The 15,622-nt window shown below is 67.0% G+C and carries 12 protein-coding genes; 7 read left to right on the forward strand and 5 right to left on the reverse strand.

Annotated elements, in window-relative coordinates; all coding sequences use genetic code 11:
* Positions 1–76 precede the first annotated feature (76 nt).
* The gene (locus ABD210_RS28465) at positions 77–316 is read left to right on the forward strand and encodes a mycoredoxin (protein ID WP_344115540.1); all 240 of its coding nucleotides are present in this window, start codon (positions 77–79) and stop codon (positions 314–316) included.
* 9 nt (positions 317–325) lie between these two features.
* On the opposite strand, the gene nudC is transcribed toward ABD210_RS28465, so the two are convergent.
* Entirely contained in the window at positions 326–1,249 is a 924-nt protein-coding gene (gene nudC, locus ABD210_RS28470) for an NAD(+) diphosphatase (protein WP_344115542.1), read from the reverse strand.
* A gap of 44 nt (positions 1,250–1,293) precedes the next feature.
* On the opposite strand from nudC, the gene deoD reads away from it, so the two are divergent.
* Entirely contained in the window at positions 1,294–2,007 is a 714-nt protein-coding gene (deoD, locus tag ABD210_RS28475; RefSeq protein WP_344115544.1) for a purine-nucleoside phosphorylase, read from the forward strand.
* Between the two features lie 20 nt (positions 2,008–2,027).
* The gene (locus ABD210_RS28480; RefSeq protein ID WP_344115546.1) at positions 2,028–2,552 is read left to right on the forward strand and encodes a hypothetical protein; all 525 of its coding nucleotides are present in this window, start codon (positions 2,028–2,030) and stop codon (positions 2,550–2,552) included.
* Between the two features lie 39 nt (positions 2,553–2,591).
* Here ABD210_RS28480 and ABD210_RS28485 read toward each other — a convergent pair whose 3' ends face one another.
* Together ABD210_RS28485 and ABD210_RS28490 are read right to left on the reverse strand one after the other, a co-directional pair.
* Entirely contained in the window at positions 2,592–3,272 is a 681-nt protein-coding gene (locus ABD210_RS28485; protein WP_344115547.1) for a GOLPH3/VPS74 family protein, read from the reverse strand.
* A 76-nt stretch (positions 3,273–3,348) separates the two neighbouring features.
* The gene (locus tag ABD210_RS28490; protein WP_344115549.1) at positions 3,349–4,284 is read right to left on the reverse strand and encodes a sigma-70 family RNA polymerase sigma factor; all 936 of its coding nucleotides are present in this window, start codon (positions 4,282–4,284) and stop codon (positions 3,349–3,351) included.
* 141 nt (positions 4,285–4,425) lie between these two features.
* Here ABD210_RS28490 and ABD210_RS28495 point away from each other — a divergent pair, with 141 nt between their 5' ends.
* From ABD210_RS28495 to ABD210_RS28510, 4 genes are all read left to right on the forward strand, one after another.
* Positions 4,426–4,971 carry a GNAT family N-acetyltransferase gene (locus ABD210_RS28495; RefSeq protein ID WP_344115551.1) on the forward strand — a complete coding sequence of 182 codons (546 nt, stop codon included), beginning with the start codon at positions 4,426–4,428 and terminating at the stop codon, positions 4,969–4,971.
* 2 nt (positions 4,972–4,973) lie between these two features.
* Complete coding sequence (locus ABD210_RS28500; protein WP_344115553.1) at positions 4,974–6,743, forward strand: IucA/IucC family protein; 1,770 nt, start codon at positions 4,974–4,976, stop codon at positions 6,741–6,743.
* Positions 6,744–6,782: 39 nt separating this feature from the next.
* On the forward strand, positions 6,783–7,328 hold the full coding sequence (locus ABD210_RS28505) for a Uma2 family endonuclease (RefSeq protein WP_344115555.1): 546 nt from the start codon (positions 6,783–6,785) through the stop codon (positions 7,326–7,328).
* Positions 7,329–7,433: 105 nt separating this feature from the next.
* Positions 7,434–7,979: a Uma2 family endonuclease gene (locus tag ABD210_RS28510; RefSeq protein WP_344115556.1), complete on the forward strand. Its 546-nt coding sequence runs from the start codon at positions 7,434–7,436 to the stop codon at positions 7,977–7,979.
* A gap of 1,150 nt (positions 7,980–9,129) precedes the next feature.
* On the opposite strand, the gene ABD210_RS28515 is transcribed toward ABD210_RS28510, so the two are convergent.
* Complete coding sequence (locus ABD210_RS28515; protein WP_344115558.1) at positions 9,130–12,351, reverse strand: ATP-dependent helicase; 3,222 nt, start codon at positions 12,349–12,351, stop codon at positions 9,130–9,132.
* Entirely contained in the window at positions 12,351–15,575 is a 3,225-nt protein-coding gene (locus tag ABD210_RS28520; RefSeq protein WP_344115560.1) for an ATP-dependent helicase, read from the reverse strand. The genes ABD210_RS28515 and ABD210_RS28520 overlap by 1 nt, the downstream gene beginning before the upstream one ends.
* Positions 15,576–15,622 lie beyond the last annotated feature (47 nt).

The raw sequence follows: 15,622 nt of genomic DNA on the forward strand, positions 1-15,622 counted from the left end.
TACAACGAGAGCCACAGTAGACGGGCCGTCGGACAGAGTCGCGAGCCCGCCCTGAACAGAGACGGAGCGAGCCACGATGGCGGCATTCACGATGTACTCGACACCTTGGTGCGGCTACTGCCACCGGTTGAAAGGGCAGTTGAAGCGTGCCGGCATCGAGTTCACCGAGGTCGACATCGAGCAGGTCCCGGACGCCGCGAAGATCGTCGAGAAGGTCAACAACGGCAACCAGACCGTGCCGACCCTGGTCTTCGCCGACGGCACCGCGATGACGAACCCGTCGCTCGCCCAGGTCGCCGAGAAGATCGCCGCCTGAGCCGGTCGATCACCAACTGCCGGACAGCTCTTCGCCGTACCAGCCTTCGATCAGGCGGCGCGAGATGGAGATGTTGCCCGGCAGCGCTATGTCGCCTGCATCGACCAGCGCCCGGAGGGCGTCCCGGCTGAACCAGCGCGCGTCGACGATCTCGTCCGCGTCCACCTCGATCTCGAAGCCGGTCGCCCGTGCGTAGAACCCGAGCATCAGCGAGGAAGGCATCGGCCACGGCTGGCTACCCGCGTAGTACACGTCGTCACCGATGACGACCCCCGACTCCTCGAACACCTCACGCCGTACTGCGGCCTCCAGCGACTCGCCCGGCTCCACGAAGCCGGCCAGCGTGGAGTATCGCCCCGGCGGCCAGTTCGGGTTCCGGCCGAGCAGCGCCCGGTCCTGGTCGTCCGTCACCAGCACGATGATCGCCGGGTCGCTCCGCGGGAAGTGCGACAGCCCACACTCGGGGCAACGCCGTACGTGCCCGGCATCAACCACCTCGGTGTGCGCGCCACAGTTGGCACAGTGCGTGTGTACTGCGTGCCAGTTGGCCAGCCCGATCACGTTGACCGCGATCCCGGCCTCCCGGTCGTCCAGTACGCCGCCGATCTCGCGCAGCCCGGCGTAGCTCTCGTCCGGCTCGTCCTCGACCAGTACTGCGAACACCGCGCGGCCGTCGGCGCTCTGCCCAGCGCCCGCCTCCCGGTCGATCCCCAGGAAGATGCGCAGCCCCTCCGGCGCGGCTCCAGGCGGGACCATTTTCAGCGAGGACCGGTCCGGCGTCACGGCCAGCTTGTCGCCGGCGACCAGCACCACCTGCGTGTCCGGCGCGGCCCAAGCCTTCTCAAGCCACTCCTCGTCCCGCCTCCGGTCGGCAGCACGGTCTAGAACGGCACGGGACAGCGCGAGGGAACCAGGGGTGATCGAATATGTCACTGCTTCAAACTATCTCGACCGGCAACCGTGAGAGCATCCCGTCCATGAGTATTCACATCGCCGCCGAGAAGGGGCAGATCGCGCCGCGCGTGCTGTTCCCCGGGGATCCGCTGAGGGCCAAGTGGATCGCCGAGACCTACCTGTCCGACGTCAGCTGCTACACCGAGATCCGGAGCATGTACGGCTTCACCGGCACCTACAAGGGTGAGCAGATCTCCGTGCAGGGCTCCGGCATGGGTCAGGCGTCGGCCGCGATCTACGCCCACGAGCTGTTCGCCGAGTATGACGTACAGACGCTGATCCGGGTCGGTACCTGTGGCGCGCTGACCGAGAAGGTGAAGCTGCGCGACGTGATCGTGGCGATGTCCGCCAGCACCGACTCGCAGATGAACCGGCTGCGCTTCCACGGCATCGACTACGCGCCGACCGCCGACTACCAGCTGCTCCGCGCCGCCGTCGACGGCGCCGAGGCCGCGGGCCTGAACGTGCACGTCGGCCAGGTGTTCTCCGGTGACCTGTTTTACAACGACCGCCCGGAGCTGGTCTCCCGCACCGCCGAGTACGGCGTCCTGGGGATCGAGATGGAGGCGTCCGCGCTCTACACGCTGGCCGCCAAGTTCGGCCGTCGCGCGCTCGGCATCATGACGGTGTCGGACCATCTGATCACCAAGGAGGTGACGAGCGCCGAGGAGCGCCAGTCGACCTTCTCCGAGATGATCACCATCGCCCTCGACGCGGCGATCGGGGTGCCGGTCTGAACCGCTGGGGCGTCGTGGTGGTGAGCGTCGCACTGCTCACCGGTACGACAGCCTGCTCCTCGTCGGACAAGGCGTCCTCCGACCAGACCCCTGGTGCGGCGGACACACCCACCGCCACGCCGGCCGAGACACCGTCCGCGCTGCCGAGCATCAACGCCAGCCAGGTCGTGGCCGGGCTGTCCGGAGCCGGCTACAAGTGCAGCAACGACGGCACGTACGCAATCTGTACTTCGGGTCCCGCGGCGGTCTGGGTACTCACCGGCGACCACCCGAGGCCGCCCGTCGTGTCACTGCACTCGACCGGTCCGGTGGAGACTGCGTCGGCCGCGATCGCCAAGGTGCTGCCGCAGGCGCTGGAGCTCGCGCACATCAGCCAGGGCCCGCAGATCGCCGAGTGGTTCGGCCAGCAGACCGGCAAGACGTCCGCGCAGACGACTGCGGGCGACTGGCAGGTCGACTACTCGGCCGAGGTAGACACCGAGGAACCAGGCGCCCACCTGAGTCTGATGGACAAACTCTGCAAGGCCAACTGCACCGCGGAATGACCACCGCTGGGGTGCTGCGCTGCGGCACCCCAGCGTTCATCAGGACCCGGCGGTGGCGCCGGCGCTCGAACTGACGACTATGGCGGCGGTGATGGCGGACTGCATCTCCTGGACTGCCTTGCGGACCGCTTCGGCTGCCCACTCGGACTCCGCGATCTCCTTGGCCCGCCGCTTCAGCGCCTTCTTGTCGACCGCGTCTGTGATGACCTTCGGGACGACGTTCAGCGCGCTCAGCAGCGCGATCAACGCGGCGGTGCGCTCATCCGGCTGGGTGCCGAGCTTGAGCACGTTCTCCAGCTTGGAGCGCACCTCGGCCTCGTGCCTTGCGTCCTTGGCCGGCCAGCGGGTGACCGGGAACAGCCCGAGCACCTTGTCCTTGTCGGCCTGGAGGATGCCGCGCTCGGCGAGCCGGGCGAGCACCTGGTCGCGCAGCTTCTTCGACAGCTTGCCCATCAGGTTCTTCGGCTTCTGACCTGCCTTCCCGGCCAGCATCGCCAGCCGGTCGTCCAGGATCACGTCACCGGTCGTCGAGGTGTCGAGCACCTTCAGCCGACCTTCCTTGACGTGATCGCCGGCTCCGGCGATGTCAACCTTGCCGAGCAGGGTCAGCTCGATCAGCATGGCGCCCGCGAGCGAGTAGTCCAGTCCCGGATTCCCGGTGATCGGCTTGCCACTCTCGTCGTCGTACAGCAACAACAGAAGGTCCTCTGCGATCAACATGCCATCCAACCTAGGGCGGGTTGCCCTAGGCGGGCATCAGCCGCACGGATTACCTGTCGCATCCTCCGCGAGACTGTTACTCGTAGCGGTGCCCGTTCAGGATCACCGGTTCGCCCAGCTCTGCGGCGACCTCGGTCAGGAAGTTCGGGGAGAAGTAGTACCAGCGGATCGAGCGGATCTTGCCGTCCTCGGTGACGAGCCGCATCAGGTCGTTGACCGATGCCAGACCGCTGCTGTCGACAAGCCGGATCACCAATATCGTCTCGTCCCACAGCTCGACCACCTCGGCCGTATAGCGGTACGGCTTGCCCAGGTCGAGGGTGTGCTCGATGGATCCCCGCCTGATGGCGTCAGCGCCGTACTCGTTCAGCATGCCGAGGATCTCGCTGTCCGCGTCCTCCAGCAGCAGCGCAGTAAGCCGCGGTACGTCGTACGCGGTGAAAGCGTCAGCGACAGCGTCCAGTAGGCGCCGGTCTGGTTCCGCACGGACCTTGAGTGAGGCAGCTCGGTCTGGTGCATCCAGGCGACCCCTCCCCCGATGCAGTGCGGCCTTCACCGCGCCGGTGCTCGTACGCAGTACGTCGGCTGCCTCGGCGAGGCTGAACCCGAACAGGTCCTTCAGCGCGAGCGCGGCTCGCTCCTGCGGCGGTAGTAGCGTCACCAGTTCCCTCCAGGCATCACGTACCTCTGCCGGATCAGCTGGAGCCGGCGCGGCCTGCTCCGGGAGCTCCGTGGGCAGCGGGAGCTGCCTGCGGTAGCTGTCGACGTACGTGTTCGTGGCGACGCAGAAGAGCCAGGCCCGGGGTTTCTCGATCGGGGCGTTCGCCTGGGCCGCCTGGTTGAACGCCCGGGCGAGCGACTCCTGCACCAGGTCCTCAGCGTCGAAGGCGTTCCCGGTCAGCCGCCGGCAGTACGCGTACAGATCCGTACGCAGTGGCTCGAGCCGGTCGAGGAAATCCTTGCGCGCCTGCCGCGCCGCCCGGACCGCCGGGAGATCCAGTGCATCCGTCACAGCAACATCTTGAACCGTCATACCCCTATCGACGGATGGGCGAGCCGTGGGGATACGGGCCAGGTTGAACGCATTGTCAGATCAACTAAGGTAAGCCTTAGCTAACAGACCGCCCAACTGTGCAGCAACTGGAGATCCGCCATGAACCGTGCCCGACTCAGCCTGCGGCCGTTCGACCTCGGCCGCGACGTGATCACCCTGCACGGCTGGGTCACCCAGCCCTACGCCCAGTACTGGGGAATGCTGACCGCGTCGATCTCCGAGGTCCGCGACGAATACCTGCGGATCGAGCAGACCGGCCATCACCAGGCCTTCCTCGGCGAGTACGACGGCCGCCCGGCCTTCCTGATGGAGCGCTACCAGCCCGCGTACGACGTGGTGGGCGGCGTCTACGACCCGGCGCCGGGTGACATCGGCATGCATGTCTTGGTGGCACCGCCTGAGCACCGGTTGCCCGGGTTCACCACGGCCGTGTTCGAGACGATCCTCGACTACCTGTTCAGCGATCCGCTCGTGGATCGCGTGGTGGTCGAGCCGGACATCCGCAACACCAAAATCCAAGCCTTGAATCAACGGATGGGCTTCCGCAAACACAGCATCGTGCAGTTGCCGGACAAGCAGGCCTGGCTGAGCTTCTGCACCCGCGACCAGTACGCCGACGCCGTCCAACTGAACGAGGCAGGGTGACCATGACCGAAGCGACCGCACATCTCCGGCCCGACCACTGGGCCGTCGCCAACCGCTCGCTCGTGCGCAAGGCGCTCGCCGAGTTCCTCCACGAGCGACTCATCGAACCAGTTGCCTCAGGCAATGGATACACCGTCTCCAGCCAGGCCGGCGCCTACTACTTCGAGGCGAAGCTCTATCCGCTGAACCACTGGGAGGTGGACGCAGCAAGCATCACCCGGACCCGCAGTGGTTCGGCGGCGCCAGTCGATGCACTGGACTTCATCACGGAGTTCCGCGCGGAGCTGGGGATCGACGCGGAGATGCTGCCGGTCTATCTGGAGGAAATCAGCAGCACGCTGGCGAGCTCGGCGTACAAGCTGACCAAGCCGGAGCTCACCGCGGCCGACCTGGCCGCCGCCGACTTCCAGACCATCGAGTCCGCGATGACCGAGGGCCACCCGTGCTTCGTGGCGAACAACGGACGGCTCGGGTTCGGCGTCGCGGACTACCGCGCCTTCGCGCCCGAGGCTGGACGACCCATCCGGCTGGTGTGGATCGCAGTACGGCGGGACCGCGCGACGGTGTCCCATAGCCAGGCGATCTCGTACGACGAGTTGCTGCGCGACGAGCTCGGAGCATCCGTACTGCGGCGCTTCGCCGAGCGGATCGTGGCCGCCGACGAGGCGCCGGCCGACTACCACCTGATGCCGGTGCATCCCTGGCAGTGGGAGAACAAGACGTCGATCACGTTCGCCGCAGACATCGCACAGCGGCACATCATCCACCTCGGCACGAGCGACGACGACTACCAGGCGCAGCAGTCCATCCGCACCTTCTTCAACCGGTCCCACCCGGAGCGGAACTATGTGAAGACCGCGCTGTCGGTGCTGAACATGGGGTTCATGCGCGGCCTGTCGGCGACCTACCTGGAGAAGACGCCGGCGATCAACGACTGGGTGTATGACGTGGTCGAGAACGACCTGGTGCTGAAGAGGTATGGGTTCTCGGTACTGCGGGAGATCGCCGCGATCGGCTATCACAACGCGTACTACGAAGCCGCGACGGACAAGGGATCGCCGTACCGGAAGATGCTGGCCGCGTTGTGGCGCGAGAGCCCGGTGCCTGCCTTGGATTCGGGCGAGCGGCTGGCCACGATGGCGAGCCTGCTGCACGTGGACCGGCACGGGAAGTCACTTGCCGGTGCACTGATTCGTCAGTCGGGGCTGGAGCCTGCTGCCTGGTTGCGGACCTACCTCGATGCATATCTGGTGCCGCTGCTGCATTGCTTCTACGCCTACGAAGTGGTCTTCATGCCGCATGGCGAGAACCTGATCCTCGTACTACGAGACGCCGTGCCGGTGCGGGTGATCATGAAGGACATCGGCGAGGAGATCGCCGTACTGAGCCCGGCCACCGTTCTACCCGCCGACGCCGAGCGGGTGCGCGCCGAAGTACCAGATGACGAGAAGCTGCTGTCCATCCTCACCGACGTGTTCGACTGCATCTTCAGGTTCCTCTCGCCGCTGCTCGATGCTGAAGGCTTGTTGACGCCGGAGGAGTTCTGGGCCGGCGTCGCGTCGTCGGTGCGCGACTACCAGGCGGCGACACCCGAACTGGCGGACGCGTTCGCGAAGTACGACATCTTCACTCCAGAGTTCGCGCTGTCCTGCCTGAATCGGCTGCAACTGCGCAACAACCAGAACATGGTCGATCTCAGCGACGTCGCGAACTCCCTCCAGTTCGCCGGAACCCTGGAGAACCCGATCGCCCGCCGAACGCCATGTGGATAACTTCCGCGGGGGTTCGGCCGTTTCCGCGATGCTGGTCTGATGATCGAGCAACTGGGGAATCTGCGGCGGGAGGACTTCTCGGCGGCGGAGCTGGACGGGCTCCCGCGGGACGGCCGGCGATACGAGGTGGCGGACGGACGCCTGCTGGTGACCGGTGCTCAGGCACCGATCCACCAGGCCGCCGTGATCGGCCTGATGGTCCGCCTCAAACAGGCCTGCCCGCCGGACCAGCTCGTCGCCTTCGGCTCCTTGGACTTCCGCCCTCACCGACGGCTGTCCCTCCGCCCGGATCTGCTGGTCTGCCGCCGCGAGGACGCAGGCCCGAAGTATGCCGACCGCCTACTCCTCGCCGTCGAGGTCATCTCCCCCTCGACCCGAACGACCGACGTCGTCCTCAAGCGCGGCCTCTACGAACAGCACGCTGTTCCCTCCTATTGGCTCCTGGACCCCGACCGCCAAGAACTGACCATCCTCGAACTGACCGACGAGCGCTACGTCTGCCAAACCGTCGTCCAGGGCGAAGAACTCTTCGAAGCCGCGCTCCCGTTCCCCGTCCGTCTAACGCCCGCCGAGGTGGTGAGTTGACCGCGGCGCATCAAGGGACGGGGCAACCAGGGGCAGCTGTGGGAGAGCCCTGCGCCCGTCAGCTGGATTCCGGAATGCTGGTCGCGTGACCGAGGAGGAGGCACCATGGGACACGTGCAGACACTTGAGCCGGGCGAGTTCACGCTCGCGGACCTGGACGCTCTTCCGGACGACGGGATGCGGTACGAACTCGTGGACGGAATATTGCTGGTGACGCCGGCTCCCCTGCCGATCCACCAGACGGCCGTTCTCCAACTCGCTTCCCGGCTGCTTGCGGCCTGCCCGCATCACTTGATGGTCTTCGTGGCACCGGTTGATTTCCGGCCGAACGGGCAGCGGTCTCTGCAGCCGGATGTGCTTGTCTGTCGGCGGGAGGACGTTGGAGCGAAAGCGATCGAACAACCGCTGATGCTTGCGGTCGAGATTCTTGCGCCTGCTACGCGCTCGAAGGACCTGCTGTTGAAGCGTGGGTTGTACGAGCAGGCCGGGGTTGCGTCGTACTGGATCTTTGATCCAGAGCAGGAACAGCTCACGGTGCTCGAACTATCCGACGGCCGGTATGTCGAGCGGGCCGTCGTCAAGGGCAGTGACGCCTTCGACGCAACGTTGCCCTTCCCGGTGCGGGCCGTCCCCGCGGAGTTGGTGGGGTAGCGGTTCAGAATGGCGACGGTACCAAGACGCGCCAAAGCGTCGCGCGGCCCTCGGTTGACGGCCGCCTGAATTGCAGGAACGGTGTACGACGAGTCCGCCTGAGGTAGACCGCGCTCGGAGCGGTCATAGACGGGGTCAGTTGCATCAGCTAGCGCGGTGTAGGTGCACGCGGCGACAGGCACGACCTCGGACGCCGAGGCAACAGCGAGCGGGCCGGCCGTCGACGCCGAGCCACGACACCAGGACCGCGACAAACGCCAGGACGAGACGTTTCATCCGGTCTCATGCCCAGTGCCGAGCTTGCGCTCGGCGAACAAAAGGCGTCGCAGTTGGTCATCGGGGAGCGAATCGCGCCAGGGCGACAGCGCATCAACAACTCCACGCATGTCGCCAGATGCCCACGCAGTCTCCGCTTGTCGGATGGCGGGACCCTGATTGATCGACGCGGTGTACGCCTTTGCCCGGGCTGATCTGGGTCAAGTCCATTCGCAGTCCCCGTTCCGACTTGTGTTTGAAGAGGTTAGAGGCCGCCTTGAACTGCTGGCCTTAAGTTTGCGGCAACACCGCTGGCTCGAATCGACAATGATGCTCTGTCTATCGCCTGAACGTCACCGGTCGTCGTAGTTGCACGACCGACTGGCTCGTCGCCCTCCTTGCCGCTCGCGACAAGCTGAATGGGGTAGTCGTAGGGTGGTGCAGGCTTGCACGGTGTCCCCATCAGGGAGCGCCAAAGTGCCGTGCGACCAACGGCCGACGGCGAAGTCGTCGGGGACCGCAAGAGCGCTCGCGGGCGGGCCGCGCTCGGCGTGGTCGTACGCCGGTGCGTCACTAACGTCCGGCACGCCGTAGGTTGCAATGCGGGTGTCGCAGCAGCCGCAACGGGCCTCACTGACGGTGTCACCGTCGGCGCAAACTGCCGAAGAGTCGACCGCCAGGAACGACGCAATCAAAGCGATCAGGACGACATGGATGACAGCACGAACACGCGACACGTGACCCCCAGCTAACCAGCCAACTCCCCCGAGCGGACGCGGTTAGGTCGCGGGCTACGCCCGCAAAGTTGCGTGTTCCTGCAATGGCCAACTGCGATCTCTTCGGTCGATTTGGGCGCGAACAGGCCGCTGACCAGACTCAACCAGTTAGCCCGACGTCAGCGGTTCAGCAGCGAAATAAGGGCCTGTCTGTCGGGGAGGTTTTCCGGGCGGATCACGTCGCCAGTGCGGACGTAGTAGAAGGCAGCGCCTACCTGGGCGACGGGGATGCCGAGGAGCTCAGCCCACGCGACTCGGTAGATCGCGAGCTGGAGAGGATCAGCTGTCTCGGAGCGGCTCGTCTTCCAATCGATCACGTCGTAGCCGCGCGCCCCGTCCGAGCGGATCACCTGATAGACCGCGTCGATCCGGCCACGGATCACCCGGCCGCCGATCGCCAAGGCGAACGGCGCCTCGATCTCGTACGGCATCTTCTCGCCATACGGCCCCACCCGAAACGCGTCCATCAGCTCGGTCAGATCGGTGTCGTCGACGATCCCCTCGTCCGCGGCACCCGGCAGATCATCGGGGTCGAGCAGGAACTGCTGCCCGAAGTAACTCTCCACCCACGCGTGGAACCGAGTCCCGAAACGCGCCGCCCGGTTGGGCTTTCGCGGCATCGGCCGGGCCAGTTCGGACGCGAGCCCGTCCGGATCCTTGGCCAGTCGCATCACCTGGGTCGCCGACAACGCGGTCGGCAGCACCACGTCGTACGCCTTCCGGCTGCGGCTCTCCCGCGCCTCCGACAGCAACCGCTCGAGCTCCGAATCCCAGCGAGCCACCGTCGCCTGCTCGTCGAGGAGCAACGACTCCTCGGCGTCCAGCGACGGCCCCTCCGCACGTGCCCGCTGAACCAGCGCAACCGCCTCGAGCCGACGCTCATAAGACTCCGCGTCATAGCCGGCCGGCCAAGCCGCCTGGGTCTGCTCGGCCAGCTCGGGGTTCTCCTCGTTCAGCTCGGGTTGCGAAGCCCAGTCGGCCACCCGGTCACCCGCGTGCTTCTTCAGCATCTCCAGGTACGTCGAGGGTCCGCGCGGCCGTTTCTGGGTCGGCCCCCACCAGTGACCGGTGGCGACGAGGATCTCCTTCGCCCGGGTGAAAGCGACGTACCCCAGCCGGCGTTCCTCCAGCGAGTTCACGTCCTTGCACTCGTCGGCGAAGGCCTTCAACCCCGCGTTCGACAGGTCGTGGAAGTCCGGCAGCGTGTCGGCGTCACCCCGCAGAGGCCAGGGCAGCACCTTCGCGTTGGTGGTCCACTTGTCCCGCCCACGGTCCGACGGGAACACCTTCTGCACCAGCGTGGGCACGAACACGACCGGCCACTCCAGCCCCTTCGACCGGTGCGTCGTCAGCAGCTTCACCGAATCAGCCTCACTCGGTACTGCGAGGTCGAGGCCGGCCGCGTACTCCTCCTCGGCGGCGAGGTACGCGAGCAAGCCGTCCAGTGATCCGTCCGACTCGGTCGACACGAAGTTGCCCACGGCATCGAGAAACGCGGCCAGGTGGTCCCGGCGGCCGGAGTCGACGTGGTCCGGTGTGGCCGTCAACTCGACGTCGAGCCCGATCGTGCTGATCACCCGGCGAACCAGGTCCAGCAGCGGCTCCCCCGCGTGCGTGCGCAAGTCGCGAAGCTCGCCGGACAACTCCTTGAACCGGACCAGCGCCTCGGGCGAGTAACCCCACCCCGAAGGACCAGGATCATCCACGGCCTCGGCCAGTGAGATCACCTCAGTCGAGTCCATCCCCGCCACGGCCGCATCCAGCGCCGCCACCAAGTCATCGCCCGCCGGACGATCTCCCGCGTCGGCCAGGGCGCGCGAACGGTTCGCCAGCAAGGCGAGATCGCGATGACCGATCCGGTAGCGCGGCCCGGTCAGGATCCGCAGCATCGCCGCGTTCGCCGTCAGGTCGTTGACCGCCTGCAGGGTCGCCACCACATCGACCACCTCGGGCAGAGCCAGCAGACCGCCCAGACCGACGACCTCGACCGGCACCTTCCGCGCGATCAACGCCTCGTGCACCGCGCTGAGGTCCACGTTGGTGCGCATCAGGATGCCGATGTCCTTCCACCGGCGGTTCGGGGTCCGGTGCGCCGCAACGACCGAGTCCGCGACCCACTCGATCTCCTTCGAGCGGGTTTCGAACAACCCGACGGTGATCGCACCCTCGGGCGCGTTCTCCGGCGCCTCCAGCGGAATCACGCCGGGGTGCTGCTCGTAGAGCTCGGCCGCGTGCTGGTTCGCCGCGGCCAGGATCTTGCTGCCACAGCGACGGTTCACGCTCAGCACGAACCGCCTGGCCGGCGTACCGTCCGCGTTCTTGAAGTGTTCGGGGAACTCGTCCAGGTTTGCCACCGAGGCGCCGCGCCAGCCGTAGATCGCCTGGCACGGATCGCCCACCGCGGTCACCGGATGGCCGTTCGCCGAGAACAGCGCGGTCAGCATCCGCCGCTGCGAGACCGAGGTGTCCTGGTACTCATCGAGCAGCACGACCTTGTACCGCGCGCGCTCGACGACCGCTACCTCGGGGCACTCCTCCGCGAGCCGAGCGCCGAGCGCCATCTGGTCCGCGAAGTCGACGACGCCCCGCTCGCCCTTATAGGCCTGGTACTCCTCGACCAACTGCAGGATCTCGCCCCGCTTCAGCGCGGTCTCGGCGAGCTTCTTCACCTCGACGGTCTGCTTCCGCGCCGCGGCCACCTCACGGCGTACCGCCTCGTCATGCTCCCGTACGTCGTCCGCACGCAGCAGGTGGTCCGCGAGTTCGCCGTCCAGCGAGAGCAGGCTGTTGACCAGCGTCGGCACGTGGTGTGAGGCGAACCGGATCGGTCCGGAAGACCGCCGGACGACGCGCCCTGCCAGCTGGAACCGGGTCGCATCGGCGAGCACCCGCACGTCCGGCTCGAGGCCGAGGCGCAGGCCATGCTCGGCGATCAGCGTGCCCGCGAAGGCGTGGTACGTCGAGACGACCGGCTCGCCTGACTCCTCGGCCTGCCAGGAGTCGAGGTTGCTCCGCAGATGCGCGGCGAGGATCGGGTGCTGGTCCGGCGGCAGCGTGGATCCGAGCACGCCGGCCTTGGTGAGGTCCTCGCGGATCCGGACGTCGAGCTCGTTCGCCGCCTTCTTGGTGAAGGTGAGACCCAGCACCTCCTCCGGCTCGACCTGCCCGGTGCAGATCAGCCAGACCACCCGGGCCGCCATCGCGGTGGTCTTGCCCGAACCGGCGCCGGCCACGATCACACCAGGCGCGAGCGGAGCCGTGATCGCCTCGAGCTGCTGATCACTGAAGGGAATCCCGAGCAGATCGCAGAGATCGGCCGTGGACGTGAGCGTCGCGCGCATCAGACGATCTCCCGGCCTTCTGGCTGGATCGGGCAGAGACCGCGTACATCGCAGCGATCACAGCCGGCGTTGCGCTTGGCAACGAATTCCTCGGAACGGACCATCGCCTCGGCGTCCTCCACCGCTTCGTCCAACCAGGTGCGACCTTCCTCGTCCGCCTCCAGCGGAGCCTGGCCCTGCACCTTCGGCAACCCGCTGTCGTCATGTCGCAGCTGAACCAGCTCGGCACCGCCGCTGCGTGGAGCGTCGCCAAGCGCCTTCAGCTGCCGAGACTCGATCGCGCGCTGGTAGATCGCCAGCTGGACGTGCCGCTCCAGAGCGGGCTTGGTCGGAACAGTGCGGCCGGTCTTGAGATCAATCACGCGGATCGCGCCGTCGCCGTCCTGCTCCAACCGGTCCATCCGGCCCTTCACCCGTACTGCGGGCTTGTCGGTATCCGGCAGCAGTACGTCGAACTCGACCTCGGTGCCGAGCAGTTTGCGATCCGGCCGGCCCTTGTGCCAGGCGACGAACCTCCGCAACGCCTCCTCGGCCTCGACCCGCTCGCGGTCCGAGATCCAGGTCGAGTCGAATTCGAGCTGCGTCCACACCTTGTCCAGCCACCCGTTCAGCTCATCGGTATCCGGCGGCAAGGTGCCGGTGGCGACCGCATCCGCCAGCGTGTGAAGAACCATGCCGAAGCCGATGGCCGAAGTACTGGGCGTTTCGCCACCTGCGCGACGCTGCAGGAACCATCGCAACGGGCAGTCCACGATCGTCGTCAGCGCACTGCCCGACAGAGGCACGGGCAGGTCCGGGTTGGCAATCGGCCGCTCCGATCTGGTCCGCTCGCGCACTCCCCACCAGCGCTCTGGATCAGCGGTCGGCACCAAGGGATGCTGACGGTCGTCGGCCGCGTCCGCGAGCTTCGCCAACCTGTCCGCGGCAACGCGCTTCAACGCTGGAGAGGAGGCCGGATCTGCAAGCACACATCGCAGATCGGCAACCAGCCCGGGCAAAGAAAGAGGTCGGCGGGGTCTGCCCGCGACCAGCTTCAAAGGAATGTCCAGCTCGGTGAGCAACCGCGACGGTTGATCTCCGTCGGCCTCCGGCGCTTGCACCGCCGTCACGATCAACCGCTCGCGCGCCCGGGTGATCGCGACGTAGAAAAGTCTTCGCTCCTCCGCCAGCAGAGCCCCGGCCGACAGCGGCTCGACCAAGCCTCCCGGTCCGAGGCGGTCGGGCTCCAGCAGCGAACCTCGTCGGCGGAGATTCGGCCACCGCCCTTCCTGGACGCTTGCCACCACGACAAGCCGCCACTGCAGACCCTTGGACCGGTGCGCCGTCATCAGCTGGACGCCGGATTCGCGGTACGTCCCGTCGAACCGGTTGTCACCCGCGATGTCCAGCTGCTCCAGCTCGCTGAGGAACGCCGACACGCCCTTGAAGCCGACCTGCTCCTCGGCGCGACTCGCCGCATCGAACAGCGCGCACAACGAATCCAGGTCCCGGTTGGCCGTGCGCGCCGTTTCGCCGCCGCTGTTCGCCTGACCGCGGAGCCGGCGCAACCACGGCGACTCGGACCACAGGGACCACATCACCTCATCCGGCGCGGCTCCGGCCGTGACGATATTCCTTGCCTTGAGCAACCTCTCCCCGAGCGCCACGAATCGCGCCTCGGCCGGAGACGCCTGCTCGTCGAGGAGCAGCGGGTTCGTCAACGCCTCGCGCAGCAACTCCTCCGACGACCTCGGCAGTCGCTGACCACCTGCCGCCTCGCGATCCCGGCGCCGCAGTACGCGGGCCAACCTGCGCAACTGCCCGGCATCCATCGCCCCCAACGGCGACAGCGCCAACGCTCTGACGACGTCAACCGTCAGCGTGGCAGGATCCGCGACCGCTCTCAACGCGAGAAGCATCGGCCGTACCGCGGGTTCGCGGGACAGGGGTAGTTCGTCACCCGCGACGTCGACCGGGATCCCGGCAGCGGCAAGAGCACGGCGCAACGGCGGGATCGACCAGGTGCCGGAACGCACGAGCACCGCCATCTCGTGCCAGCCGACGCCGTCCTGCACGTGCGCCCGGCGGAGGAGATCCGCGATGTGCTCGAGCTCGGCGCCGCTTGTCGAGTACAGGTTTGCCTCGACCTTGCCCGGGCCGTACACACACGCGCTCGCGTCGGGATTGCGGAACCGCTCGAACGTGTCCCGGTCGAGGGTCCCCGGCACGCCCAGGCGGTTCACCACGTTGCGGGAGACGCGCTGCAGCGTAGTACCGAATCTTCTCGTCGTTGCGAGGGCGATCTGGGCCGCCTCTGCGCCGGACGCAGTACGGAACTCGTCGGTGAAACGCAGCAGGCCGCGCACGTCGGCACCGCGGAAGGTGTAGATCGACTGGTCCGGATCGCCCACCACGACCAGATCGCGGCCGTCGCCGGAGATCGCCTGCAGCAGCTTGGTCTGGCCGGGATCGGTGTCCTGGTACTCATCGACGAAGACGACCTTGAACTCCTCGCGCAGCTTCGCCCGCACCTCCGGCTGCTGGGCCAGGATGACCGCGCGGTGGATGAGCTCGGAGTAGTCGAGAACCTGTTCGTGGTCGAGGATCTGCAGGTATTCCTCGAAGAAGTGCCCGACCGCGATCCACTCGGCCCGGCTCGCCGACTGCCCGATCGCGGCCAGGTCCTCCGGGTCCAGCCCGAGCTGCCGCGCCTTGCCGATCACGGCCTGCACCTCGTCGGTGAACCCGCGCGTCTTCAAAGCCGGATGCAGACTGCTCGGCCATTTCACCGCGCCGACCTCGCGGCTCCCGCCGAGCGCCTCGCTCAACCGCAGCGCCTGCTCCGGCCCGGACGGCAGCCGCAACGGCACGTCGAAGGCGTCGGCCGGGGTGAAGCGCCTTAGCAACGCATAGCAGAACGAGTGGAACGTCATCGACGGCATCACCCGGGTGGTTCGTCCAAGGCGCGCGGTGATCCGATCGCGGAGCTCGGTCGCCGCCTTCCTCCCGAACGTCAGCACCAGCACTTCGTCCGGACTCAGCCCTCTGTTGGCGACGCGATCGACCACAGCCTCGACGAGGGTCGTCGTCTTCCCCGTCCCAGGTCCCGCGAGCACGAGTAACGGGCCACCGGGATGATCCACCACGGCTTGCTGATCGGCATCCAGGACAGGAGCAGAGTTCTCCTCGACCCCCCGCCCCTCCGGTCGCACCAACCGGTACCGGGACCCTGTTCGACTGACCACCTCGCTATCCCATCAGACCACGCCGACAGTTCCATCCGTACCCGCCG

This window comes from Kribbella alba, from assembly GCF_039529635.1.
GTDB classification, from domain to species: Bacteria; Actinomycetota; Actinomycetes; order Propionibacteriales; family Kribbellaceae; genus Kribbella; species Kribbella alba.

What these genes read in the sequence shown, in the direction of transcription:
- ABD210_RS28465 (WP_344115540.1), top strand. Translation starts at nt 77, where the DNA reads ATGGCGGCATTCACGATGTACTCGACACCTTGGTGCGGCTACTGCCAC.
- deoD (WP_344115544.1), top strand. Translation starts at nt 1,294, where the DNA reads ATGAGTATTCACATCGCCGCCGAGAAGGGGCAGATCGCGCCGCGCGTG.
- ABD210_RS28485 (WP_344115547.1), bottom strand. Translation starts at nt 3,272, where the DNA reads ATGTTGATCGCAGAGGACCTTCTGTTGTTGCTGTACGACGACGAGAGT.
- ABD210_RS28495 (WP_344115551.1), top strand. Translation starts at nt 4,426, where the DNA reads ATGAACCGTGCCCGACTCAGCCTGCGGCCGTTCGACCTCGGCCGCGAC.
- ABD210_RS28500 (WP_344115553.1), top strand. Translation starts at nt 4,974, where the DNA reads ATGACCGAAGCGACCGCACATCTCCGGCCCGACCACTGGGCCGTCGCC.
- ABD210_RS28505 (WP_344115555.1), top strand. Translation starts at nt 6,783, where the DNA reads ATGATCGAGCAACTGGGGAATCTGCGGCGGGAGGACTTCTCGGCGGCG.
- ABD210_RS28510 (WP_344115556.1), top strand. Translation starts at nt 7,434, where the DNA reads ATGGGACACGTGCAGACACTTGAGCCGGGCGAGTTCACGCTCGCGGAC.
- ABD210_RS28515 (WP_344115558.1), bottom strand. Translation starts at nt 12,351, where the DNA reads ATGCGCGCGACGCTCACGTCCACGGCCGATCTCTGCGATCTGCTCGGG.